A 21,159-nucleotide genomic window follows, 5' to 3' on the forward strand; every position below is an offset into this window, starting at 1 on the left:
GGGTACGGGAGAACGCGTGGTTGCACGATCTGGTGGGTACGGCCGCCTTTCTTGGTGCCGATCACGCGGAGATCGCCGACGCGATCGTGGGCGATCCGGCTGCAGTCGTTGATGTCGTCGGCCGGCTGGAGCCAGGGTGCACGGAGGCACCGAACGGCAGGGCCGTATCCTGAGCCAGGCGATGCAGGCACTGCCAATGCGTCGCAGCCGCCCGTCGCAGCCGGGCGCCGCCCCACTCCGGGATCTGGTACCCGGCAAACGATCAGGAGTTGACCGGTGATCAGTCTGGCCGCAGTGGGGGGAGTGGCCCTGGTCGAACTGGGCATGGCCCTGACTCCCGGACCGAACATGATCCACCTCGCCTCTCGCGCGATCACCCAAGGCCGCAGGGCGGGCCTGGTCAGCCTGAGCGGGACCGCCGTGGGATTCCTGTGCTACCTGCTGGCCTCGGCCGCGGGCCTGTCCGCGTTGTTCGCCGCCGTGCCGGTGGCGTTCATGGTGGTCAAGCTCGCCGGGGCCGCATACCTGGCCTACCTGGCCTGGGACATGCTCAAGCCCGGTGGCCGCTCGCCCTTCGCCCCCGCCCAGGACCTGACTCCGGTCTCTGACGCCCGCCTGTTCTCGATGGGGCTCCTGACCAACCTACTCAACCCCAAGATCGCTCTCATGTACGCCGCTCTTCTGCCCCAGTTCATGGATCCGCAGGCGGGCCCGGACTGGGCGCAACTGCTCCAGCTCGGTGGTGTGCAGATCATCGTGGGGATCTCCGTGAACGCTCTGATCATGCTGGGCGCAGCACGGGTGTCGGGGTTTCTGGCCGCCCGGCCCCGCGTGATGACCGCTCAGCGGTTCGCGTCAGGCGGCTTGCTCGGCGTCTTCGCGCTGCGCACCGCCCTGTCCCGTGTGCCTGTCTCGGCCTGAGGCATGGCCGCGCGCCTGTGAAACCGGTCCTGCTGGGATCAGCCGAACACATCACGGAGATCGACGACGCGATCGTGAGTGATCTGGCTGTTCTCATCAGCAGCGCCCAGCTGGCGGCGATGTGGAGTCCGGCCAGGTGGATGGTTGCGGTTTTCTCGTAGGGGGTCGCGATACCGCGCCACTGCTTCAGGCGGTTGATGCACCGCTCGACGGTGTTGCGCTGTTTGTAGGCCTCGCGGTCGAAGGCCGGTGGTCTGCCGCCCCGACTGCCGCGTCGCAGCCGGTGTCCCCGCTGATCGGCAGGCACCGGGATGACCGCCCGGATTCGGCGTCTGCGCAGGTGGTCGCGGATCGCGCGGGACGAGTAGGCCTTGTCCGCCAGGACCACGTCCGGCCTGGTGCGCGGGCGACCACGCCGTCGGGGGACGCGCAGGCGAGCCATGACGTCCGTGAAGGTGGGCGCGTCGTCGGCCTGCCCTGGGGTGAGGACGAACGCCAGAGGCCGGCAGCGGGCATCGGCAGCGAGGTGGATCTTCGTGGTCAGTCCGCCGCGGGACCGGCCGATGGCGTGGTCGGCAGGTTCGCCTGCCGGGGCCCCCCTTTTGCGGGCCCCGGCGTCCAGCCGCTGAAGAAGGTGGTCATGTTCGGAGCCAGATGGCGACGGACACCGCGGTGGCGCTGCCGAGGAAGACGTAGCCGCATGATCGGCCGGACAGGTCCGCGCCGGGTGGTCAGGAAGGGGTCGTCGGCGTGGGCCCCAACGCCCGGATCGCGACGTCGATCGCGGTGGCCAGGCGTGCGGGGTCGTGGCCGGCGCGTTCCCGTACCCGCAGCCCGAGGACCGTGGTGAACAGCAGCTCCACGGTGGCGTCGACGTCGAGATCGGCGGGCAGTTCGTCCTTGCGCCGCCCTTGGAGCAGCACCGAGCGCAGCGCCTGCCGGGTGACCTCGAAGGCGGCCTCGGTTCGCCGGCTGACCTGGTCGTCGCTGGTGCCGAGTTCGGTGGCGGTGTTGACCACGAAGCAGCCCCGACCGGGCTCGCCGTCGGGCGGGCAGGTGACCAGCCACAGCATCCAGTCCCGCAGCACGTGCCGGATCGGCCGACTGTCGGCACCAAGCAATCGCTCGGCCTGAGCGGACTCCGTGGCCCGGTAGTGGTCGAGCGCGCGCAGGAACAGCGTGTGCTTGTCGGTGAACGTCCGGTACAGGCTGCTGGGCGTGAGCTTGAGCTCGTCACCCAGATCACGCACCGAAGTGGCGTGGTAACCGTGTCGCCAGAACAGCTCGGTCGCTCTGACGACCGCGTCCTGCTCGTCGAACTGTCGAGGGCGTGCCATGCCCCGAGTCTACCGAACTTGTGGAGCGATCGCTCCCATACTATGTTCCCCCACATATGGGAGCGGTCGCTCCCGAATGAATGGAGGAGACACCGGTGACGACCGCAGAACAGCCCGCCGCCCTGGCGAGCGCCCCGCAGACATCAAAGAAAGATCACTGGCTGGCGGTCAGCGCAGTGGCCTTGGGTACGTTCCTGCTGGTGACCGCCGAGCAACTGCCGATCGGCCTGCTGACCTCCGTGGGGTCGGCGCTGTCGGTCTCCGAAGGAACAGCTGGGCTCATGGTGACGGTGCCCAGCCTGGTCGCTGCGGTCGCGGCACCAGTGCTTCCAGTACTCGTCGGCGCACTGGACCGCAGGCTCCTGCTGCTCGGGCTGATGGCGTTGATGACCCTTTCCAACGTGGCGTCGGCGGTGGCGCCGAACTTCGTCGTTCTGGTGTCCTCCCGAGTGCTGGTCGGGGTGGCGATCGGCGGCTTCTGGGCCATCGCCGGCGGCCTGGCCGTCCGGCTGGTGTCCACTGAGAACGTGCCACGCGCCACTGCGGTCATCTTCGGCGGCGTCGGAGCCGCGAACGTGTTCGGCGTCCCGCTCGGCACTCTGATCGGTGAACTCACCGGCTGGCGCATCGCCTTCGCGTCAATGAGCGCCTTGGCCCTCATCGTGCTGATCGCCCTGATGGCCGTGCTGCCGTCGCTGGCCGCCTCGCACGCTGTTCGGCCGCGTCTCCTGGCTGAGCAGTTCCGCAACCCAGGTGTGCGCATCGGCATCATCGCGACGTTCCTCATCGTGTTCGGCCACTTTGCGGCCTATACCTTCGTGAGCCCGGCACTTCAGAAGCTGTCGGGCATCGACGAACGATTCGTCGGCCCGCTGCTGTTCGGGTTCGGCATGGCAGGCATGATCGGCAACTTCGTCGCCGGCGCGGCACTGGCACGCAGGGTGCACCGGAGCGTGCTGATCATCGCCGTGTCCCTCACGGTCGCGATGCCGCTCTTCCTGCTGCTGGGCCGGACGACGGTCGGCGGCGCCATCTTGCTGATCGTCTGGGGTCTGGCCTACGGCGGCGTGCCGGTCGGACTGCAGACCTGGATGATCAAAGCCGCCCCGCAGGCGGTGGAAGCCGCCTCCTCCCTGTGGGTGGCCGTGTTCAACCTGTCGATCGGCCTCGGCGCGCTGGCCGGCGGCGTCATCGTCGACACGCTCACCCTCCAGGGCGTTCTGTGGCTCGGCGGCGCCTGCGCCCTGGCAGCCGCACTGGCGGTCTGGTGCGCCCGCACCAACGAGAACCTGCGATGACCTTGATCCGTGCGCCTCGCACCCGAGAATCGATTGCAGTGGGCCCCATCACGGCGCTCTGTCAGAGTTGCCGCTCCAGGGCGAGGATGGCGGCGGCGATTGACGACATCCGATTCGGGCTGCACCGGGACCTGCGGAAGATCCGCCACGACTTCAGTCGTGCAACGCCGCGCTCGACCGGTGCCCGGGCCGCGGACAACGCTCGGGCCTTCGCCGACCCCGATGACTTGATCGCTTCCGTCCGACGCGGCCTACGCCAGCTCCAGTACCGCCACGACGTCCTCGAAGGCTGCCTCACCGGCACCGGCCTCCGACTGCCACCATGACGAGATCACGCAATCCATGTCTAGAGACCGGGAGGTGGCCCGGCGGTTCAGGGTGACCCGGATGTCGGCGAACCGCTGGCGGCGGGCGTTGGCTTCGGGTGGTCGGCAGGCCCTGGCCTCCAAGGGCCCCGGCGGCGCCCGCTGCAGGCTCGATGCGGAACAACTTCGCGTTCTGGAGACGGTGTTGGATGCCGGTCCTGCCGCCTCCGGCTGGAGTGACCAGTGCTGGACGCCGGCGAGGATCGCCGAGATCGTGCACCGCCGGTTCAGCGTCGACTACACCCTGGCCCGGCTGGACCTGCTGCTGCCCCGCATCGGCTGGAGCGTGCAGGTCCCCTCCCGCAAGGCCACCGAGCGGGACGAGGCGAAGATCGCCGCGTGGAAGGACGAGCAGGGGCCCGTCATAAAAAGAGGGCGGCGGACTTGGACGCCTGGGTCTGCTTCGAGGCCGAAGCCGGCCAGGGCCTGAGGCCGCCCAAGGGCCGCACCTGGGGCCGTCGAGGCCACACCCCGACGGTGCGGGTCACCGCCGCAGGCACCAAACGTGTCTCCATGGCGGCGCTGATCTGCACCAAAGCCAGCCACCGGCCGCGGCTGATCTACCGCATCCACCTCGACCGCGGTCCCGCCAAGGGCCGTCGCAAGGGCTTCACCGAGACCGACTACGCCCGCCTGCTGGATGCCGCTCACCAGCAGCTCGGCGGCCCCGTCGTCCTTGTCCGGGACAATCTGAACACACACGTCAGCCGCACCATGCGCGAGCTGATCGCCGCCCGATCGAGGTCCTCATCGCCAAAACCGGGCTTGACTTCCAACTTCCGCAACCTCAGCCGTTAAAGATCTTTCAGAGGGACGTCAGGGGGCAGCAGGTGCGGGGCGCGGATGCGGAGGATGCCGAAGACCTCGTCCTTCGCCGGCCCCCGCAGTTCCGCCATGAAGGCGGGGTCCACGTGGCCCGTCCTGGCCCAGATTCCGCCGAGGGACTCAGCGCACGTCTGGGCCAGCACGCTGGTGAAGTCCTCGGCGCGAATGGTACGGGTCAGGCACGTTTCGACGAGCGGGCCGGAGAAGTCCTCCAGGTCCATCGCCGCGTCGTCTTTTTCATCCTCGCGCGCCGCGGGGTCGTCGAGGATTCCGACGAGCAGAACCGCCCGCTCCTCGGGCGAGATCTCCGCCCGGTCCACCGCCGCATCCTCGGGCGAGGTCATCGCCCGGCTCTCCAGGGGGATCTCGTCCGCGGTGCGTGGCCGTCCCTTTCTGAACAGCCCCTCCAGCCAAGTCCTCATTTACAACAGATCCTCGATCCCGTCCACAATGCCCTCGCCGGTGCCGATGCCGACCACGCCACCTCCCAAGTTCCCGTCGGCCACGGGCCCGACAGGGCCGCCGACAGACCCGGGGTCCGCCCCGAGCCTGGCGCCGTAACCCCCGCCCGCGAGGCTGACACCGTCGTGGATGGCCGTCTGGGTCCGCTCGGTGCGGCCGCCACATCGTAGACGTCGTAGGCGACGGTCGCAGCGATCAGCGGCCTGCCGCCAACCTTGGCGGTCGACCTTGCCAGATCGATGGTTCGGCGCGGCGCCCACGGCGCGTCCAGGGGGATGCTTCGTAACCCCAGCCATTAAAGATCTCTAGGCGGTCGGAAAGTTGGGACAGGTCTGTTCGTAATCCGTGCCGTTGTGCCAAATCTTCGCCCCCATGTGGCCAAGGACGACGACACCGGTACCACCGGTCTTCTTGAATGTTGCCTGACTCGACGTGCGGTTGATGAACGTAAATTCCTTGTCCGGTGTGTCCGGCCCGATGACACTGTATGCTCCGCCGGGATTCCCGCCAACCTTGACGATCTCACAAGCGCCTTGTTCCTCGGTCAGCTTCAGGTCGGTCGCATCATTCTTCGTGACGCTGAAGCTCTTTCGAAGATTCAGATCCCCGACCTTCCCGAACGCCTGGAATTTGGGTGGCCAGTAGGTGACAGCGAACGATGACTCGTGGGTTTCGGTCCCGGCCGACTCGTAGGTCACTTTGTTGGCTTCGATTCTTGTGATCTTCTTCGCACCCTTGATGCCGCCAGCCTCAAGATTAAGTCGGTGCCCGACGCACAAGCCGGCCACATTATTCACCATGAGGGTCCCCGCAACGCTCACGGTCCCCGATACGCCACTGAGCGAACCGTTGGTGCCGGCTTCGGTACACTTCCAGCCTTCTCGACCGCTTACTGCCTCTCTGTCGAAAATAGTGTCCCCGGTCTCGTAGGTCTGGCCGTTTACTGCACTCCCGCGTTGCGTCAGTGGAGGCCCTTGTTTTGCACAAAGAATACGTATGTTCTTTTCGGCTGACCCGCTGTCTCCCAGGAAAAGTCCGTTGGGTGCCCAAGGGGCGGGCGCGCGACCGTCGATACTCCCGTCTTTTCCTGTGCCATCTGCATATTTGTCGGGGAAGCGAAGCATGTGCTTGTATTCGGAATTCCCCCGGATGCACCACCAGTATCTCGCGGGCACATCAGCAGTGTAGTATTGCATTCGCTGCCAATTATCCGTTTGGTTGGGCAGCCCCGCCCACCAATTGAACGCCACCATGTCATTCAGACCGGCCGGCGTCCCCAGCATCGATTCGATCGGGAGTGGTCCTCTCGAATGAGAGAACCGGTACGGGGCTATGCGCGCGATGTTCGCGTACTGCAGAAAAGCCCGGCTGTCGGGGCTGATCGCATTCGTGTGCCATCCGCCTCCGATGATGGTAGCTGCCTGCGCCAGGCGATTGTAATCTGCTCCCCCTTCCCCCTCGCTCCAGCAGCCGATAAAGACGCTGGTGTCGCCGGGGCTTAGCACGCAATAGTTTCCGCCTGCGTGGACACCGGACGGCAGCTCCAAGCTCGGACGGCCAAGCGCAAGCTTTTCGATCTTCCTCGTGGTCACGTTGGTGCCGGGTGGAATCGGTTGCGCCAGCGTAATAGTGCGATCTGAGATATCTGAAATCTTGTAGATGCCGTCGATCGTGTCGATGGTGATCCAGTCGTTGACGGCCAACTTCCATACACTTGACATGTGAAGCTTGACATCGCCCCCGTTGATCGTGCCTTTCCAGTACTGATAGATCGGCGCTATGTTCACTGTGGCGGAGGCAGGGGCACTCAGTGTGACCTGGTGATCGGCGATATCGGTGATCTGGTAGACCTCCGGCATCGAAGCGATCTTAATCCAGTCGTTGACGGCCAGGCCGGTAGTGTCCGTGACCGTCATCCGAGGGTTGCCGGACGTGGTTTTCCCCGTGCCGGGAACGTCGCCGTTGTCAGTCTGTCCGTTGCCCTGGCCGGTGCAGGCGACGAAGCAGTTGCCGTAAGAACCGCTGAAGTAGCCCCATCGGCGATTATTGAGGGTCGTACAGCATGAAATCAGGCAGACCTGTGAGTCGATACCCTCGAAGTGAAATCCGTCCGCGCCGTTTTCGCACGCGTGGCAGTTGTCGAACCTCGATCCATCACATATACCCGAGTAAGACGTCGAATCGATATAGAATCCATGCAGGGCGAACCCGTAGCACGTAACATTCTGCACAAAAATTACGTTCTTCGTGTGAATGCCGTGACCGGCAGTGCCGGGTTCGGCGCTTGGGGTAGGAGTTCCAACTCTTCTGATCTGCATGTCGCGGATGCATGAGTACTCGGCGCTGGCGCTTCCTCCGTCCAATGTCGAGTGCACCAGAATGCCGGTCGTTTCCGCGGGGAACGCAAGAACAGTTCCGGGGGTTGAGCGATAGTTGTCATAAGGAGGGTTCGGTGTAATTTGTTTGACCGTACCGTTGCCTTGCAGCGTGACTGATTTCGACAGTTCCAGCGTGCCCGACAAGTAATAGTGACCGTTTGCGTACACAGTCGCCATCTTGTTGACCGAACTCGTACCTGTCGCCGCTGCGGCGAGCGCGGCCTGGAACGCCGCCAGATTCGTCTTCGCCGTCCCGTCATCCGATATCTGGCCCGTGCGTGGATTGTAATTCTGGATCGCGCCGAATTCGGCGACGTCATACCATCCGGGAAGAGTCATTTCCTCACCTCGTCCTGACGGACAGACACACCGCGCGACGCCACGAGCCCAAGAGGGGGTGGGATGCGGTGTGTATGACGCTGGCAGGGAGGGTGCCGAGCGGGACAGCCGTCGGTGTGGTGGTCACTGCGATGGCCAGATCACGCCGCTTCGTCATATACCCAACATGGTTGCACGGGGCTTGACCTTCTGCAGCTTGGACCTCTCTGTCCATCCAGCGAGCGGTCAGCGGCGTCATCGAGAAGCCGGCCTTGTCCTCGAAGACGAGCCATGCGTCGAGCTCCTCCCTCAACTTCTCGCGGAACGCCCGCCGCTCGTCGGTCAGCCCATCCCCTTGCACATACCTCACGCGGCATACCGCAGGGATCACGGGCCGTCAGCTCTGCCGACACCACGCTTTGAAGCTCAGTAGTCGTCGTGCGCCTTCCTCCATGGGTAGCCGTAGTGGTCCAAACGCTTCCGTTCGCCGATGACGAGGAGGCCCCAGAACACACCCATTGCCAAGCTGAAAAGGGTGACCTGCAAGTCCACCCTCCCCATCGCCACAGCGCAGAGGCTGCCGGAAAAGAAGGCGCCGGCGAGTCCACAGAGCAGGGGATGGCGCAGGAACCTCCCGCGTGGCCGGAGGGGTGGCCGATCGCCCCCCCAACCAGCGGTCCACCGCCCAAAACGCCCGTTTGAATGCGCCCATCACCACGCCCCCGTATCGCCGGCTTTCGCTGCTGCGGCGTGCGTGATCGTAGAGGTCCGCGACCAGTGCGGTCACGCGATCGGCGGTGAGTGACCGAAGCCTCCCCCGTGTGCTGCGGCCCGCTACAGCGCGATGTCGATCTGCTCCACGTCGGTGAACTCCACGCCCAGCCCGTGGGCCCTGGTGTCGTTGGCGCGGAAGTACATCTGCGCGAGTCCCTCGGCCGCGATGTGCTGCAGCTGCTGCTCGGTGGCGCCCTGCTCGCGGGCCGTGAACAGGCGGTCGGCGAAGTCGGGCGGGAGAGCCTGGGTGATGTCGCGGATCCGGGCGTCGTCGGTCGTACCCGGGGCGGCGGTGAACCCGAACCGCGCCCGCGTGGAGACGACCAGCCCGTCCGTGGACGCGGCCTTCTGTCTGGCCTTCGCCCTGATCTGCGGCTGCCACCGCTTCTTGACCTCACGCTCCATGCGTGCACGAAGTTCCTGGCGGGGCCGCTTGAGCTTGCCGGCGACGTACCGCTCGACGGTGCGCTGGGACACCCCCAGCAGCTGTGCGACCGCCCTGGTGCTCTTGAGCTGTTTGACCAGGTACTTCATCTGTGCCTGGGCGCTCTTGGGGATGGGGCGGGTGAACGCCCCCTCCAGCGCGCGGTCCAGGCTGTCCCCGACCGAGTCCGCCATGGCCTGCTACTCCCCTTCCCCGGCCGTCGGATCGTTCTTGATCAGGTTGGCGACGTTGAACACGCCGTGCGCCTCGAACTGCTCCTCGGCCCACAGGACCGTCTGCGTGCCCTGATGCTTGACCATCCCCGGCGAGATGCCGAGCCGGAACGTGCCCGGCACCGGCTTGCCCTCCGGGGTGTGCGGCAGGACGTCCAGCGGGCTGGGGCCGTGCGAGGGGTAGACGACGGCGTCGGTGCCGATCGCGACCGGGTACAGATCGGCAGCGGCGGCGGTCTTCATCAGCTTGCGGTGCAGGCCGATCCGCTGGTTCGCCAGGACGGCGGCCCGGATGTCGGGGCGCCAGGTCTCCCTCGCGAGCGCCGGCCACGGCTCGTAGTACGGGACCTGACCCCGGTTGCGCTGCCGGAGCTTGCCGATGCCGCCCTTGGCCGTCGCCTTGATCGCGCCGACCAGCAGGGCCATCGTCGGGTCGACGTTCTTCGAGCGGGCCATCGCGTCCAGGAACTCCTGACCGCCCAGGTCGGTGGTGACGCCGAGGTCGGCCATCGTCGCGACGTAGGCGTCACGCAGCCGCTTGTACCAGGGGTCCAGGTAGCGGCCGGTCCGGGTGCGCACGTACGCCTCGATGGGCGCGACCCGGAAGCCGAGTTCCACCGCGTAGGCGACGGTCGGGGTGGCGTACCAGGCCGGTCCGGTCGGGTGGTCGCCCTTCGGCGTGAACGGGCTCGGGAGCCGGTCGCCGTCGACCGTCCGGCCGCCGACGTCCACGCGCGAGAGATCGACGTGGCTCAGGTCGACCAGCCACGAGCCGGGCAGCGACGGGTCGAAGGCCGGGTTGCCGGTGAGGTGGGTCGGCCCGTTCAGCCCGACAGTGAGCCCGTTGGCGGCGGCGGCGAAGCTCATGTTGATGTCGACCGCGACCAGGTACCGGCGCGTGCACTCCTCATCGGTCAGCGGCCGGCACCAGTCGTAGGGCTCCTCCATCAGCATCTCGGCCGGGGTGCGCAGATGGTGCCGGGCGAACTTCCCCTTGAGGACGGGGTGTTCGTCGGGGACCTCGCACTCCACCACGTCGTACACGGCGGTGAGCGCGTCCGTGTTGAACGCCCGCTGGAAATCGCCGGTGGCCGGGTCCTTCTCCGCGCGGGTCGGCGGACGCAGCGCGGTCATCAGCTCCAGGCCCGTGACGGCGGCGGTGCCGCGCGGCGTCATCACCCGCTCCGCGTACGCCCCCAGGTAGCGGGCGAGGTCGGCCGGGTGCATCGTCGGCAGGACGGGGTCGTCCTTCTTGTCCCACTCCCGGGCGTCGAGGGCGTTCCAGGACGGGATGCACAGCTGGACACAGCGGCGCTGCGATCCCTCGGCCGGACGGTAGATCCGTGCCCACGGCCCGAAACCGCGCTGGGTCAGCCTCCAGTCGGCGCGGGTGAGCTGCCTGACCACCTTGTGGCCGTCCGCGAGCCGTCCGGCGCGCCGCTCCTCCTCCGACAGGGTGACGGGCAGGCCGTAGCGCTCCAGCGCGGCCGGGGTGAGGACGAGGACCGGGTCGGCGTCGCGGCCGTTGCGGTGCAGGCGGGCCTGCCCGAGCCCGGCCTCGGCCAGCGTCCACTCGATCAGCGCGGACAGGGACTTGGCGGGCACGTCCAGGACCAGTCCGCCGACGCAGTACGCCACCGACTGGTCGCCGTCGACGTCGACCACGGCCAGCGGGCCGTTCTCGAAGCGCGGGTCCGTTTGCGCCGCCGGGGCGGCCGGCTTCCTTGCCGCCTTCTTGACCGCATTCCCTTCCGGCTTCTCTGCCGGCTTCTTTGTCGCTTCCTTCGCGCCGGGGCGCCGTGACGATGCGGTGGGACCGGCAGCGGGGGCCGGGCGGACCGGTGCGGCCGGGGCCACTGGCGCTTCGGCCGCCGGGGCGGGGACGGGCGCGGGGCCGGCGAATGCTTCCGGCCGCGCGGCCGGGGCCGGTGCGGCCTCGGAGGTGGGAGCGGGGGCGGGGGCGGGGAAGCGCGCGGCGAGGCCTTCGAGGAGGCGGGCGTAGGCGGCGCGCTTCGGCGGTCGGGGTTCGGTATGACCGGACTCCCAGTTGCCCACCGTCTCGCGGCGAGTCTTCAGAACCTTGGCGATCTGGTCCTGACTCAGCCCGGCGGCCTCCCGCAGCCGTCGGCGCTCGGCGGGGTCCGGGAGATCGTCCCGGGCGACTTGTTCCAGCAGGGCGTCCACGGCGCTGGCCAGCTCGTCCTCAGTGGGCACAGGGCTCACCTCCGCTCCACACCCTAGCCGAACCGCACTCCCGTTTTCATGTTTGACCGCGCATCGAACCACACATCGATCGCTCACCCTGTGACGTCGACCGGTACTTGGCTCCCGGCCACATCTGAGGTAGAGAAGCGTCGACTTGGCCGGATCATGCTGTCCTGTCCCGTCCGTGCGGCCAAGATGGAGTCATGGCGGGGTGGCGGCGCTTCTTGTGGTGGGCATCGGCGGTTCTGGGCGGAGCGGTGGCAGTCGGCCTGACCGTACTGGCGGTGGCCGGTGATCTGGACGCCGCGGGTCAGGTGGCGAGTGTCGTGGGTGCGATCACGGGTCTGGCCGTGCTGGGCCCGTCGGTGCACGCGGCGCTCCGGCCCACGCCGTCGCCCGTCCCGCCCGTACGCGCGCGGGACGGCTCGAACGCCGCCGGTGGCAGCATCCGCGGCGCCTCAGCACGGGACACCGGTACGACCCCGGCCGGATCGGACACCGGTGGCGGGAACGGCGGGATCTCGGCGAGCGGCGGCTCGAACGCGGCCGGTGGTGACATCGACGGCTCGACCGCGCACAGGGGTGGGTGATGGCGCTCTTCGGTCGCCGCAGACGCGACGCGGCAGGGCCGGAGAAGCCGGACGCGACTCCGGACCAGGCTCCGGACACGGGTCAGGCCCCGGCCCCGCAGCCGACAGGGGTCACGGCAAGCGCGGGCTCGAACGCCGCGGGCCGGGACGTCGTCAACTCCGTCGCCCAGAACGTCTTCATGGAGAACGGCATCGTGCTGCCGCCGGAGGCGTGCGGCCCGGTCACGGAGGTGCAGGCTCCGGCGGGCCTGTGCAACGTACCGAGATCGACTCTGTTCGTCGGCCGCACCGACGCCCTCGACCGCCTGGAGGCGGAATTCGCCACCCCGGGCGGCGTCGTGGTCCAGGCCGTGCACGGGCTCGGTGGCATCGGCAAGTCGGCCCTCGCCGCGCAGTGGGCCGGCCACCGCTGCACCGGCAACCCGCGCTGGTGGATCACCGCCGACAGCAGGGCGGCCGTCGACTCCGGCCTCGCCGACCTGGCCCGCGCCCTGCAACCGGCGCTCGCGGGCCTGCCCGGCCTGCCCGCGGAGATGCTCACGGAGCGGGCGGTGCAGTGGCTGACGTCCCACGACGACTGGCTCCTCGTCCTGGACAACGTCGAACAGCCCGACGACATCCGCCCATTACTGGACCGGGTCGCGACGGGCCGACTTCTGATCACCACCCGTCGCGCCACCGGCTGGCACGGCCTGGCCACGCCCGTCCGGCTGGACGTCCTCGCCGACGAGGAGGCCACGGAGCTGTTCACCCGCGTCCTGCACCACGCGGGCCGTACGGAGACCGACGGCAGCGCGGAACTGTGCGCGGAGCTCGGTCACTTGCCCCTGGCCGTAGAGCAGGCCGCCGCGTACTGCGCCGAAACCGGCACCACGCCCCGCGCCTACGTGGAGATGCTCGCCTCCTGGCCGGCGGAGATGTTCGCGGCCACCTCCGAGGGCGGTGACTCCGCGCGTACGGTGGCCCGGATCTGGCGCCTCACTCTGGACCGCCTGGCGGACACCCCGCTCACGGCCGAGATCCTCCGCATCCTCGCCTGGTACGCCCCCAACGGCATCCCCCGCAGCCTCCTCGACGGCCTGGCCCCGCCTCCCCTGCTCACCAGGGCTCTCGGCCGCTTGATCGCGTACAGCATGGTCACGGACAACGGCGACGGCACCCTCACCGTCCACCGCCTGGTCCAGGCCTTGGCCCGTACGCCGGATCCGGACGATCCGCACCGGCTGGCCCGCGACGTGGAGAGCGCACGCGACCGGGCGGCCACCGGCCTCATGAAGGCGTTCCCCAACGGCATCCGGTTCGCCGAGGACTGGCTGTCGTTCCGGGCGCTGATGCCCCACGTCGAAGCACTCGCCGAGCACGTGTCCTTCGAGGACGACAGCGAAGCGACGTCCGGACTGCTCGGGAAGGTCGGAACGGTCGCCGGAGTCGAAACGGGGGCCGGCGCACGTTCCGAGTGGTACCTGCGGCGTGCCGTCATCCACTTCGCGCGGCAGTCGGGTGAGAAGTACCCGGACCTGGGCCGGGCCGGTGCCCTCATGGCGGCGGGTGATCTGATCGGGGCGATCCCGCTCATGGAGAAACTGACGACGGAGAGGATACAAAGCCTGGGAGCGGAACACCCCGCCGCGCTGACCCACCGCACCAACCAAGCCCTCGCGTACGCGGCGAAGGGGGACCTGGCCCGGGCGGTGTCGCTCTTCGAGAGCGTGCTGGCCGATCGTGTGCGGCTCCTGGGCGAGAGACATCCCAGCACTCTGAAGTCCCGCAACAACCTCGCGGTCGCGTCCCTGCAGGCCGGGGACGCGGCGCGGGCCGTCCCCATCCTCGAGAACCTGCTGGCCGACAGTGTGCGGGAACTGGGTGAGGAGCACGCCGACACGGTGAGCACCCGCAGCAATCTGGGGAACGCCTATCTGGAGGCCGGTGACAAGGACCGGGCTGTCCCGGTCCTCGAGAGTGCGGTGGCGGGTCTCACGCGGATGCTGGGTGAGGACCACCCGAGGACGGAACTGGCGCGGGCGGACCTGATACGCGCGCGAGCCGGGTGAATCCCCGCCCGGTGAGTCCCTGTCCGGTGGTGCCGGTCGGCCGTCCGGATGCGGCCTCGCGTGGACCGTCGTGCCGTTTCGACGGCAACAGCCGGGATCCACGCCCGAAATCACCGGGAAGAGCGCCAACACGTCGGGGACGAGGGCCTGTGAACATGCCGGCGGCCGGTGCCGAGTCCCCTGGTGTGGGGCGGGAGGGCACCGGCCCCAGTGCGGCAGGCCAGGAAGTGTGTTGCTGAGCCTGCGTCCCGATCCTGGTGCCGCGCTGTGATCCCCGAAAGGGGCGGCACGAGAAACCGGATGGAGGTTCAACCACCATTCCCGGCCCCGCCCACGGATACCGGTCGGTAACGAGAAACGTGCCGATCAGTGCCCGCGAGGGGGGTGTATCCACGCGTCACTGGTTGACCACTCTGCCAGGCCAGCGCCGCGCAGCACTGAGCATGCAACACACACCTACACTCTTTCTACGGGAGATCTTTAACGTCAAAGCGCGGCACGCTAATTACACTGATCAACAGTCAGCAGTCGCCCTTGGGGGGAATCCGCACCAGTGGACAAGCGAGCACTCAAACACCTGCTCAAAACCAGCCGCGCACAGATAGCCCCCGAGACGCACGGCCTGCCCAGACCCACTGGACCCGGCCGGCGAGCCCCCGGACTCTCCCAGCACCAGATCGACCAACTCCTGAACAGGTCCCTCGGCACCTATCGGCACCTGGAAGCCGGCCACGCAGACAGCCCCCCGTTCGACCTGCTCCGTGACATCGCCCGCCTGTTCGGCTACAACGAACAGCAGTGGATCACCCTCTGTCGGCTCGCCCGGGGCGAGAACCCGCCCGGCCCCCTCTACGACACTTCCGGTGATGCCGTCCCGTCCGCGTGGGAGGACGCCGTCAACGGGATCACTCACCCCGCCTACGTCACCGACGCCAGTTGGAACCTGCTCACCTGCAACCCTCAGTTCCACGCCTTGTTCGACGGCGGCAAGGCCCCCGTGAACACGATGCGTTGGATGCTGATCGACGGTCGCGAGCAGCTCACCGACTGGGAGACGGCGTGGGCGCCGCTCGTCATGCCACAGCTGCAGAACGCACTCGCTACCCGGCCCGACGACAAGGTCCTCTCCCAGATCCGGGACGAGGTCCTCGCCGACCCCGTGTCCCGACCCCTGTACGACGCCGGCGGCACCAGCATCCACCCCGACGGTGACGAACGGCCGATCCGGCACGCGGTGGAAGGCCCGGGCTGGGTGACGATGTGCGTGGCACAACCGCTCACGGCTCCCGGATCCCGTTTCATGATCCTCGTCTTTCGGCCGGGCGCGCGCCGGACCGTCCCGCGTCCGCAGATGCTTCAGGCGCATTAGCCTCGCCGTACGCCGGGCTTTGCCCGGGTTTGGTGGACCGTGCGAGAGCATGGCTGGGTCGGCTGGGGAAATGTTCCAGCCAGCTTTGCCGTACCTTGACCCCATCAGGTTACGCGCGTCCGAGGGGGGACCCATGCCCGCATACATCGCCCGGCCCACGACGATCCTCGCCGCCCACAAGATCACCACAGATGAGATAGCCGACGACATCCGTAGTCACCACCCAAACCATCCCCGGCTCACCGCGATACTCCGCGTACTCGCCAACTGCGGGGTGACCAGTCGCTACTTCACCCAGCCGCTCACCGCGGACACCATCTCCGGCACAGCACCCATCGCCGACCGCGCCACCAAGGCGTTCGCCGACGGCCTCACCATGGCGGAGGAAGCCGCTCGCGCCACCCTCCGAAGCCACAATCTGCAGCCGGCCGACATCACCGGCCTCATCACCACCCACGCCACCGGCTGGGCCGTCCCCAACCTCGACATCCACCTCACCGACCGGCTGGGCCTCAAGCCGACCGTCCGCCGCACCGCCATGACGACCGTTGCCTGTGCCGGCGGAGCCCACGCTCTCATCCGCGCCGTGGAGCAAGCCCTTCTCCACCCCGGCTCCCGAATTCTGGTCGTGGCCGCGGAAGTCCTGTCGACCGCGTACAACCACGCTGACGACAAGATCGAGCACATGATCTACAAGGCGCTGTTCGGTGACTCCGGCGCGGCAACCATCGTGAGCAGCGACCCTCTCGGGCCCGGCCTCGCCGTCGAAGCCGACGGCCTGTTCGAGTACGCCCTCCCGGGCAGCATGCACTTCTACTCCGGCCGCATCGACGGCGCGGGCCTCCACTTCGACTCCGCCAAGGTCGCCACCGGCGGGGCCAAGCACGTCATGCCCGCCGTTGTGGACTGGCTCGCCGGCCGCCCTGTCGACGTCCCCGTCATCCACCCCGGCTCCAAGCCGATCATCATGGATACCGCAGCGGCCCTCGGCCTGGCTGAGGACGACGCCGTCCACTCCCTCGACACCCTGAGCGAGGAGGGCAACTTGGGCGGCGTATCGGTTCTGCGCGTCCTCGAACGCACCCACGCCCAGCCACCCGCCGACGGCGCGCAGGCTCTGATGGTCGCGTACGGGCCCGGGTTCTCCGTGTCCGCCCTCCACTGCACCTGGACCGACTAGCCCGACTCCTGGCGCGCTTGCCGTCACACAGCGCGCCAGATCCGAGCACTGCGAGCCATTCCCTTGCCCGCAGCCCGCCATCCGGAAGCGCCGGCGCCTCTGTCTGGGATGGCGATGGCCAATGAACCGACGTGTTCAAAGCAGAACAGAGGACGCAGCGGTCGAGTCCCTGCATTCCCTGCAGACAGCGGGGGCTTTTCCTTCAGCCCGGCCTCCGCCGCGGCTCGTCGTCACTGGGTTTTGAGCACCGGTCGGTCGGCGCCGTACGCCGCGGCCATGGGGGAAGTGCCCGTGGTGACGAAGTCCCGGATGCCCGCCAGGTAGGCGTCACGGTCGATCAGCCCGTCGCGGTCGGTGTCGAGGGCGTCGAAGGCCGCACCGGCGTCGCTCTCGGCGTTTCCCGCCGCCGTGCGCAGGCGGGTGAACTCCTCGCGGTCCAAACGCCCGTCGGCGTCGGTGTCGGCGATGTCGAACAAGGACCCCAGAGCGGGCCGGCAGGATCGCTCGAACGCATCGTGCCCCACCCAGGCGTGGTACTCCTCGAAGGTCACGCGGCCGTCGTGGTCGGCGTCCATGTCCTCGAAGACCGCCTCATGGGCGGCCCGCGAAGCGGTGACAACGGGGTGATGGGCATCGCGCCCCATGGCCGACGCCACGCGGTCGACCCGTGCGACGTATTCCGCATGAGTGATGACGCCATCGCCGTCCACGTCCAGCATGGCGAAGATGCGGTGCCGTGGTGAGTCGGACACGGGGTGGGACACTGGGCTTCCTCCCGGCTACTCCTTGACTTTTCAGCCGTCAAGATACCCGGGGAGAGCGCAGAAAACGCGCATTTGGAGCAGATCCATGGACAGCGACGGCTCAGTCGTTGCGGTCGCCGGGCAGGGGCCGGCCGACGGCGACGATGAGTCGGGGGTCGGCGTCGACGACGAGATGAACGTTGGTCGAGTGACGGTAGCTCTTCGACTGCTCGGCGATGGTGTGTTCGCGAGTGGGCAAGCCGGCGAGTGCCCGAGATGGTCGATGAGCCAGGCTCGTCCGCCAGTACGCGGCGACCAGCAGGACCCGGTCCTTCAGCTGGCCGGCTCCATGGCCGTCCCTTGCGAACGGGGTCCGCGCTCCCGTGTCACTGCGTGATCACTCCACTGCTTCAGCGGCTCCCTGCTCGAACGCGAGACGGCAGCGTTCAACCTGCTCGGCTACCTGCTCCATGAACCAGCGCATGATCTCGTAGGGGATGATGTGCTCGTCGTGGCTTTGGATGTGGACGGCCGGCTCCAGGCTCGGGTCCTCATCGGGTATCACCGCCACCACGAAGGGAGCTCCGGGCAGGCGAGTCTCTGCGTTGGGAATCTCAGCCCACGCAGTCGGCGCCGGGACAGCCTCGCTCAGCTCCACACACCAGGCGTCGTCCGGCAAGGCGTAGTGGAACTGGATGGCGTAGTGGCGTCCTGCGTGAACGCGCAGCTCTGGCATGTCCGCAGGCTGCCACAGCCGCCACGTCGGAGTCTTGCGAGTATCCGATCAGCACCTGGTGCCGCCGCGCGTGAGCCAAGCACACGCGGCCGGCCCTGAACACCCGGGCCGTACCGGGGAGGTGCCCAGCTCAGAGCCTCGTGCAACACCCCTCGTGCAACACCCCTTTAGCGGCTCGTGTACGCATCGCCGCAGTTGCGTGTGTCCCGGAATGGTGAACGCTCCGTCATGTCGTGCGGCGCAGGCCGACCCGTGGAGTGAGGGTCAGATACAGGCCCGCGGCTGCCTGTTGGGGGCTGGTGGGCAGGGGCAGCATGTGGCTGGTGCCGTGGCCTCCGAGCCCGTGGGGGTGCCGGTCGTCGACGGGCTGGCGGAGTCGGGTGAAAAGGGCATGGACGGCGTCGTCCTGGACGTCAGCGAGGTCCTCGATGCCGGTGATGATGTTGAGGAAGGATTCGTGCAGGCGGAGCCCTTGCTGGTCGCGGTGGCTGAGTGCCTGCGCGCGGCGGAAGTAGGTGTCGCGACCGTCGTGGATGTTGTAGAAGGCGCTGACGAGGATGAGCAGCCGTTCGTAGGCATGCCGGTAGGCGGTCTGGTAGAAGCGTTGGGCGTGGGTTTCGGGCACCTCGCCGCGCAGCACACTGCAGATCGCGGCGGCGGACAGCAGCCCGCTGTACATCGCCAGGTGGACGCCGGTGGACAGCAGGGGGTCGAGGAAGCAGGCGGAGTCTCCGGCGAGGTAGTAGCCGGGGCCGCAGAACGTCTCGCTCACGTAGGAGTAGTCGCTCTCGGTCTTCAGCGGCGTGATCAGTTCCGCGCCGTCGAGGATGCCGCTCAGCAGGGGGCATTGGCCGAGAGCCTTGCCGTAGACCGCGTCGACGGAGCCGTGCTCGTACCGGGCCCGGTTGAAGGAGCGCTTGTCGGTGACCAGGCCGACGCTGAGCGTGCTGTCATGGAGGGGGATGGCCCACAGCCATCCGTGTCCGGGAAGCGAGAACACTCCGATGGCGCCTTCCGGAGCGCCTTGCAGCGGGCCGGCTCCGCGCCAGTATCCCCAGGTGGCGACGTTGCGGAACACGTCGTGGAAGCGCCGTGTGCGAAGCTGCCGGGCGGCCAGGATCCCGGCCCTGCCGGAGGCGTCGACGAGGCACTGGAAGGCCGTCTCGCCGTCGCCCCGGTCCGGGGAGGTCCAGGAAGCGGCGGTCGCACGGCCCTCGGTGAAGGCCACCCGCCGCACACTCGTCCGTTCCCTTACGCGGACGCCTTGCCTGCGGGCGTTCTCCAGCAGGATGTGGTCGAACTGGGAGCGGATGACCTGGTAGCTGTGGTTCGCCGGCCTGTCGGGGGTATCGAAGCGCAGCTGCCACTCCTGCCCGCCCCAGTCGTAGAACGCTCCCGTCTTGCGGGTGAATCCGTGCCGCTCGACCGCCTCGCGGGAGCCGAGCACGTCCAGGACGGGCAGCAGCGACGGCAGCAACGACTCCCCGATGTGATAGCGGGGGAAGCCCTCCTTCTCCAGAAGGGTCACCTCGAAGCCTTGTCGAGCCAGTACCGTGGCTGCCGTCGTTCCCGCAGGGCCGCCTCCGGCGACCAGCACCTGCGTCGTCTCACGCATGTCGACACTCCTCACCTGGGCCGGCGCTCGCTGTTGGCCGTATCAGCACTCCGCGTGGATTACTTTCCGTGACACCATGGTCACGTGGACAGTGAAGCCGAAGGCGTTGCAGGCACGGAAGAGTGTCTCGTCCGCGGCCGGCGCCGTGCCGCCGCGGCGGTACCGGAGCTGCTGACGGTGGGGGTGGAGGAGGAGTACCTCCTGGTCGATCCGCTGACCCGGGAGGTGACCCCGCAGGCGCACAAGGTGGTGACACAGGCCTCCTGTCTGGGACTGGGCGACCGGGTCGGCCCCGAACTGACCTGTTGTCAGGTCGAGGCCCGGACCGATCCGCACACCGCCATGGGGGACCTGCGCGAGCAGATCCGGTCCATGCGCAGCGTCGTCGCGACCGCCGCCAAGCGGCATGGTCTCGACATCATGTCCAGCGGGGCACCCGTTCTCGGCCCGTCGGCTCCCCCGGCCATCTCGCCGGGGCCACGGTATGCCCAAAGCCTTGCGACGTTCCGCGCGCTGGACGACGAGCAGACGGCCTGTGCCTGCCACGTCCACGTAGGCCTGCCCGACCTGACTCTGGCTCTCGAGGTCAGCAACCACCTGCGCGCCTGGATCCCGGCGCTCATCACCCTGTCGGGCAATTCCCCCTACTGGGCGGGACGGGACACCGGCTACGCCAGCTGGCGCACGATGGTTCTGGCGCGCTGGCCGGTGGCCGGCCCGCCACCGTACTTCGAGTCTCCGGCGCACTTCGAGGACGTCGTCGGCGGCGTCATCGAAACCGGCGCCGTCATGGACCGAGGCGGCCTGTACTGGGACATCAGGCCTTCCAGCCATGTACCGACCCTGGAAGTACGGGTGGCCGACGCCGCCGCCGCAGCCGATGAGACCGTCGTGCTCGCGGCCCTCGTGCGAGCCATGGTCGCGACCGCGCTCAAGGCGATCGGGGCGGGCGAGTCCGCACCGCGTCCTCAGCCGGAGATCCTGCGGGCGGCCTGCTGGCGCGCGGCCCGCGACGGTCTGGCCGGCACAGCCGTCGACCTGCCGACGAGCCGGCTGGTTCCCGCCACCACCCGCGTCGAGCTGCTGCTGGACTGGGTCCTGCCCGCACTGGAGCGGTTCGGCGATCTGGACCTGGTGCGCGCCGGATGGTCCCGCCTGCGTTCCGGCGGCAACGGCGCCGACCGCCAGCGCGCCGCCTACCGGCGCCGCGGGCACCTCGCCGACGTCGTCGATCACCTGGTGTCGTGCACCACGTCTGCTGAACACCCGGGGGTCGGCGCCCCACCGAACGGCCGAAGTGAAGCGTGACCCCGGCGGCGAGGCGCTCGTCGGTGC

General features: G+C 68.2%; 18 protein-coding genes and 4 pseudogenes. 10 read left to right on the forward strand and 12 right to left on the reverse strand.

What is annotated here, in order from left to right:
* The first annotated feature begins 276 nt into the window (after positions 1 to 276).
* Positions 277 to 921: a LysE family translocator gene (locus ABZ937_RS25520; RefSeq protein WP_361695627.1), complete on the forward strand. Its 645-nt coding sequence runs from the start codon at positions 277 to 279 to the stop codon at positions 919 to 921.
* Between the two features lie 112 nt (positions 922 to 1,033).
* Here ABZ937_RS25520 and ABZ937_RS25525 read toward each other — a convergent pair.
* Together ABZ937_RS25525 and ABZ937_RS25530 are read right to left on the reverse strand one after the other, a co-directional pair.
* Positions 1,034 to 1,495: pseudogene (locus ABZ937_RS25525) on the reverse strand (IS5 family transposase); the annotation flags it as partial.
* 157 nt (positions 1,496 to 1,652) lie between these two features.
* Positions 1,653 to 2,258 carry a TetR/AcrR family transcriptional regulator gene (locus ABZ937_RS25530; protein WP_361695628.1) on the reverse strand — a complete coding sequence of 202 codons (606 nt, stop codon included), beginning with the start codon at positions 2,256 to 2,258 and terminating at the stop codon, positions 1,653 to 1,655.
* A gap of 95 nt (positions 2,259 to 2,353) precedes the next feature.
* Between ABZ937_RS25530 and ABZ937_RS25535 the strand changes: the two genes are divergently transcribed.
* A complete protein-coding gene (locus ABZ937_RS25535) occupies positions 2,354 to 3,556 on the forward strand; it encodes an MFS transporter (RefSeq protein WP_361695629.1) in 1,203 nt (400 codons plus the stop codon).
* 61 nt (positions 3,557 to 3,617) lie between these two features.
* Here the strand turns inward: ABZ937_RS25535 and ABZ937_RS25540 are convergent.
* A pseudogene (locus tag ABZ937_RS25540) lies at positions 3,618 to 3,761 on the reverse strand (IS5/IS1182 family transposase); the annotation flags it as partial.
* Here ABZ937_RS25540 and ABZ937_RS25545 point away from each other — a divergent pair.
* The 3 genes and pseudogenes from ABZ937_RS25545 to ABZ937_RS25555 form a co-directional block, all read left to right on the forward strand.
* Positions 3,760 to 3,882, forward strand: a pseudogene (locus ABZ937_RS25545) (DDE endonuclease); the annotation flags it as partial. The pseudogenes ABZ937_RS25540 and ABZ937_RS25545 sit on opposite strands and share 2 nt — an antisense overlap.
* Positions 3,883 to 3,898: 16 nt before the next feature.
* Complete coding sequence (locus tag ABZ937_RS25550; protein WP_361695630.1) at positions 3,899 to 4,351, forward strand: winged helix-turn-helix domain-containing protein; 453 nt, start codon at positions 3,899 to 3,901, stop codon at positions 4,349 to 4,351.
* Positions 4,352 to 4,434: 83 nt separating this feature from the next.
* A complete protein-coding gene (locus tag ABZ937_RS25555) occupies positions 4,435 to 4,719 on the forward strand; it encodes a hypothetical protein (protein ID WP_361695631.1) in 285 nt (94 codons plus the stop codon).
* On the opposite strand, the gene ABZ937_RS25560 is transcribed toward ABZ937_RS25555, so the two are convergent.
* The 5 genes from ABZ937_RS25560 to ABZ937_RS25580 form a co-directional block, all read right to left on the reverse strand.
* Positions 4,716 to 5,090, reverse strand: coding sequence for a hypothetical protein (locus ABZ937_RS25560; RefSeq protein WP_361695632.1), 375 nt, complete (start codon positions 5,088 to 5,090; stop codon positions 4,716 to 4,718). The two genes, ABZ937_RS25555 and ABZ937_RS25560, sit on opposite strands and share 4 nt — an antisense overlap.
* A 423-nt stretch (positions 5,091 to 5,513) precedes the next feature.
* On the reverse strand, positions 5,514 to 7,925 hold the full coding sequence (locus ABZ937_RS25565; RefSeq protein WP_361695633.1) for a hypothetical protein: 2,412 nt from the start codon (positions 7,923 to 7,925) through the stop codon (positions 5,514 to 5,516).
* A 4-nt stretch (positions 7,926 to 7,929) separates the two neighbouring features.
* The gene (locus tag ABZ937_RS25570; RefSeq protein ID WP_361695634.1) at positions 7,930 to 8,274 is read right to left on the reverse strand and encodes a hypothetical protein; all 345 of its coding nucleotides are present in this window, start codon (positions 8,272 to 8,274) and stop codon (positions 7,930 to 7,932) included.
* Between the two features lie 464 nt (positions 8,275 to 8,738).
* A complete protein-coding gene (locus tag ABZ937_RS25575) occupies positions 8,739 to 9,296 on the reverse strand; it encodes an XRE family transcriptional regulator (RefSeq protein WP_361695635.1) in 558 nt (185 codons plus the stop codon).
* Between the two features lie 6 nt (positions 9,297 to 9,302).
* Positions 9,303 to 11,549, reverse strand: coding sequence for a helix-turn-helix transcriptional regulator (locus ABZ937_RS25580; protein WP_361695636.1), 2,247 nt, complete (start codon positions 11,547 to 11,549; stop codon positions 9,303 to 9,305).
* Between the two features lie 248 nt (positions 11,550 to 11,797).
* On the opposite strand from ABZ937_RS25580, the gene ABZ937_RS25585 reads away from it, so the two are divergent.
* From ABZ937_RS25585 to ABZ937_RS25600, 4 genes are all read left to right on the forward strand, one after another.
* A complete protein-coding gene (locus ABZ937_RS25585) occupies positions 11,798 to 12,130 on the forward strand; it encodes a hypothetical protein (RefSeq protein ID WP_361695637.1) in 333 nt (110 codons plus the stop codon).
* Positions 12,130 to 14,181 (forward strand): tetratricopeptide repeat protein, encoded by a 2,052-nt coding sequence (locus tag ABZ937_RS25590; RefSeq protein WP_361695638.1) that lies wholly within the window; start codon positions 12,130 to 12,132, stop codon positions 14,179 to 14,181. The genes ABZ937_RS25585 and ABZ937_RS25590 overlap by 1 nt, the downstream gene beginning before the upstream one ends.
* A gap of 553 nt (positions 14,182 to 14,734) precedes the next feature.
* A complete protein-coding gene (locus ABZ937_RS25595) occupies positions 14,735 to 15,550 on the forward strand; it encodes an XRE family transcriptional regulator (protein WP_361695639.1) in 816 nt (271 codons plus the stop codon).
* Positions 15,551 to 15,683: 133 nt separating this feature from the next.
* Positions 15,684 to 16,730, forward strand: a complete 1,047-nt coding sequence (locus tag ABZ937_RS25600; protein ID WP_361695640.1) for a PhlD — start codon at positions 15,684 to 15,686, stop codon at positions 16,728 to 16,730.
* Between the two features lie 230 nt (positions 16,731 to 16,960).
* Here ABZ937_RS25600 and ABZ937_RS25605 read toward each other — a convergent pair whose 3' ends face one another.
* The 4 genes and pseudogenes from ABZ937_RS25605 to ABZ937_RS25620 form a co-directional block, all read right to left on the reverse strand.
* On the reverse strand, positions 16,961 to 17,494 hold the full coding sequence (locus ABZ937_RS25605) for an EF-hand domain-containing protein (RefSeq protein ID WP_361695641.1): 534 nt from the start codon (positions 17,492 to 17,494) through the stop codon (positions 16,961 to 16,963).
* A 103-nt stretch (positions 17,495 to 17,597) separates the two neighbouring features.
* Positions 17,598 to 17,850: pseudogene (locus ABZ937_RS25610) on the reverse strand (IS5/IS1182 family transposase); the annotation flags it as partial.
* A gap of 20 nt (positions 17,851 to 17,870) precedes the next feature.
* Positions 17,871 to 18,209, reverse strand: coding sequence for a hypothetical protein (locus tag ABZ937_RS25615; RefSeq protein ID WP_361695642.1), 339 nt, complete (start codon positions 18,207 to 18,209; stop codon positions 17,871 to 17,873).
* A 226-nt stretch (positions 18,210 to 18,435) separates the two neighbouring features.
* The gene (locus ABZ937_RS25620) at positions 18,436 to 19,824 is read right to left on the reverse strand and encodes an NAD(P)/FAD-dependent oxidoreductase (RefSeq protein WP_361695643.1); all 1,389 of its coding nucleotides are present in this window, start codon (positions 19,822 to 19,824) and stop codon (positions 18,436 to 18,438) included.
* A gap of 84 nt (positions 19,825 to 19,908) precedes the next feature.
* On the opposite strand from ABZ937_RS25620, the gene ABZ937_RS25625 reads away from it, so the two are divergent.
* Entirely contained in the window at positions 19,909 to 21,132 is a 1,224-nt protein-coding gene (locus tag ABZ937_RS25625; RefSeq protein ID WP_361695644.1) for a glutamate--cysteine ligase, read from the forward strand.
* Positions 21,133 to 21,159 lie beyond the last annotated feature (27 nt).

This window comes from Streptomyces sp. NPDC046727, from assembly GCF_040645635.1.
Lineage (GTDB): Bacteria > Actinomycetota > Actinomycetes > Streptomycetales > Streptomycetaceae > Streptomyces.

What these genes read in the sequence shown, in the direction of transcription:
- ABZ937_RS25530 (WP_361695628.1), bottom strand. Translation starts at nt 2,258, where the DNA reads ATGGCACGCCCTCGACAGTTCGACGAGCAGGACGCGGTCGTCAGAGCG.
- ABZ937_RS25550 (WP_361695630.1), top strand. Translation starts at nt 3,899, where the DNA reads ATGTCTAGAGACCGGGAGGTGGCCCGGCGGTTCAGGGTGACCCGGATG.
- ABZ937_RS25555 (WP_361695631.1), top strand. Translation starts at nt 4,435, where the DNA reads ATGGCGGCGCTGATCTGCACCAAAGCCAGCCACCGGCCGCGGCTGATC.
- ABZ937_RS25560 (WP_361695632.1), bottom strand. Translation starts at nt 5,090, where the DNA reads ATGACCTCGCCCGAGGATGCGGCGGTGGACCGGGCGGAGATCTCGCCC.
- ABZ937_RS25565 (WP_361695633.1), bottom strand. Translation starts at nt 7,925, where the DNA reads ATGACTCTTCCCGGATGGTATGACGTCGCCGAATTCGGCGCGATCCAG.
- ABZ937_RS25575 (WP_361695635.1), bottom strand. Translation starts at nt 9,296, where the DNA reads ATGGCGGACTCGGTCGGGGACAGCCTGGACCGCGCGCTGGAGGGGGCG.
- ABZ937_RS25590 (WP_361695638.1), top strand. Translation starts at nt 12,130, where the DNA reads ATGGCGCTCTTCGGTCGCCGCAGACGCGACGCGGCAGGGCCGGAGAAG.
- ABZ937_RS25600 (WP_361695640.1), top strand. Translation starts at nt 15,684, where the DNA reads ATGCCCGCATACATCGCCCGGCCCACGACGATCCTCGCCGCCCACAAG.
- ABZ937_RS25615 (WP_361695642.1), bottom strand. Translation starts at nt 18,209, where the DNA reads ATGCCAGAGCTGCGCGTTCACGCAGGACGCCACTACGCCATCCAGTTC.
- ABZ937_RS25620 (WP_361695643.1), bottom strand. Translation starts at nt 19,824, where the DNA reads ATGCGTGAGACGACGCAGGTGCTGGTCGCCGGAGGCGGCCCTGCGGGA.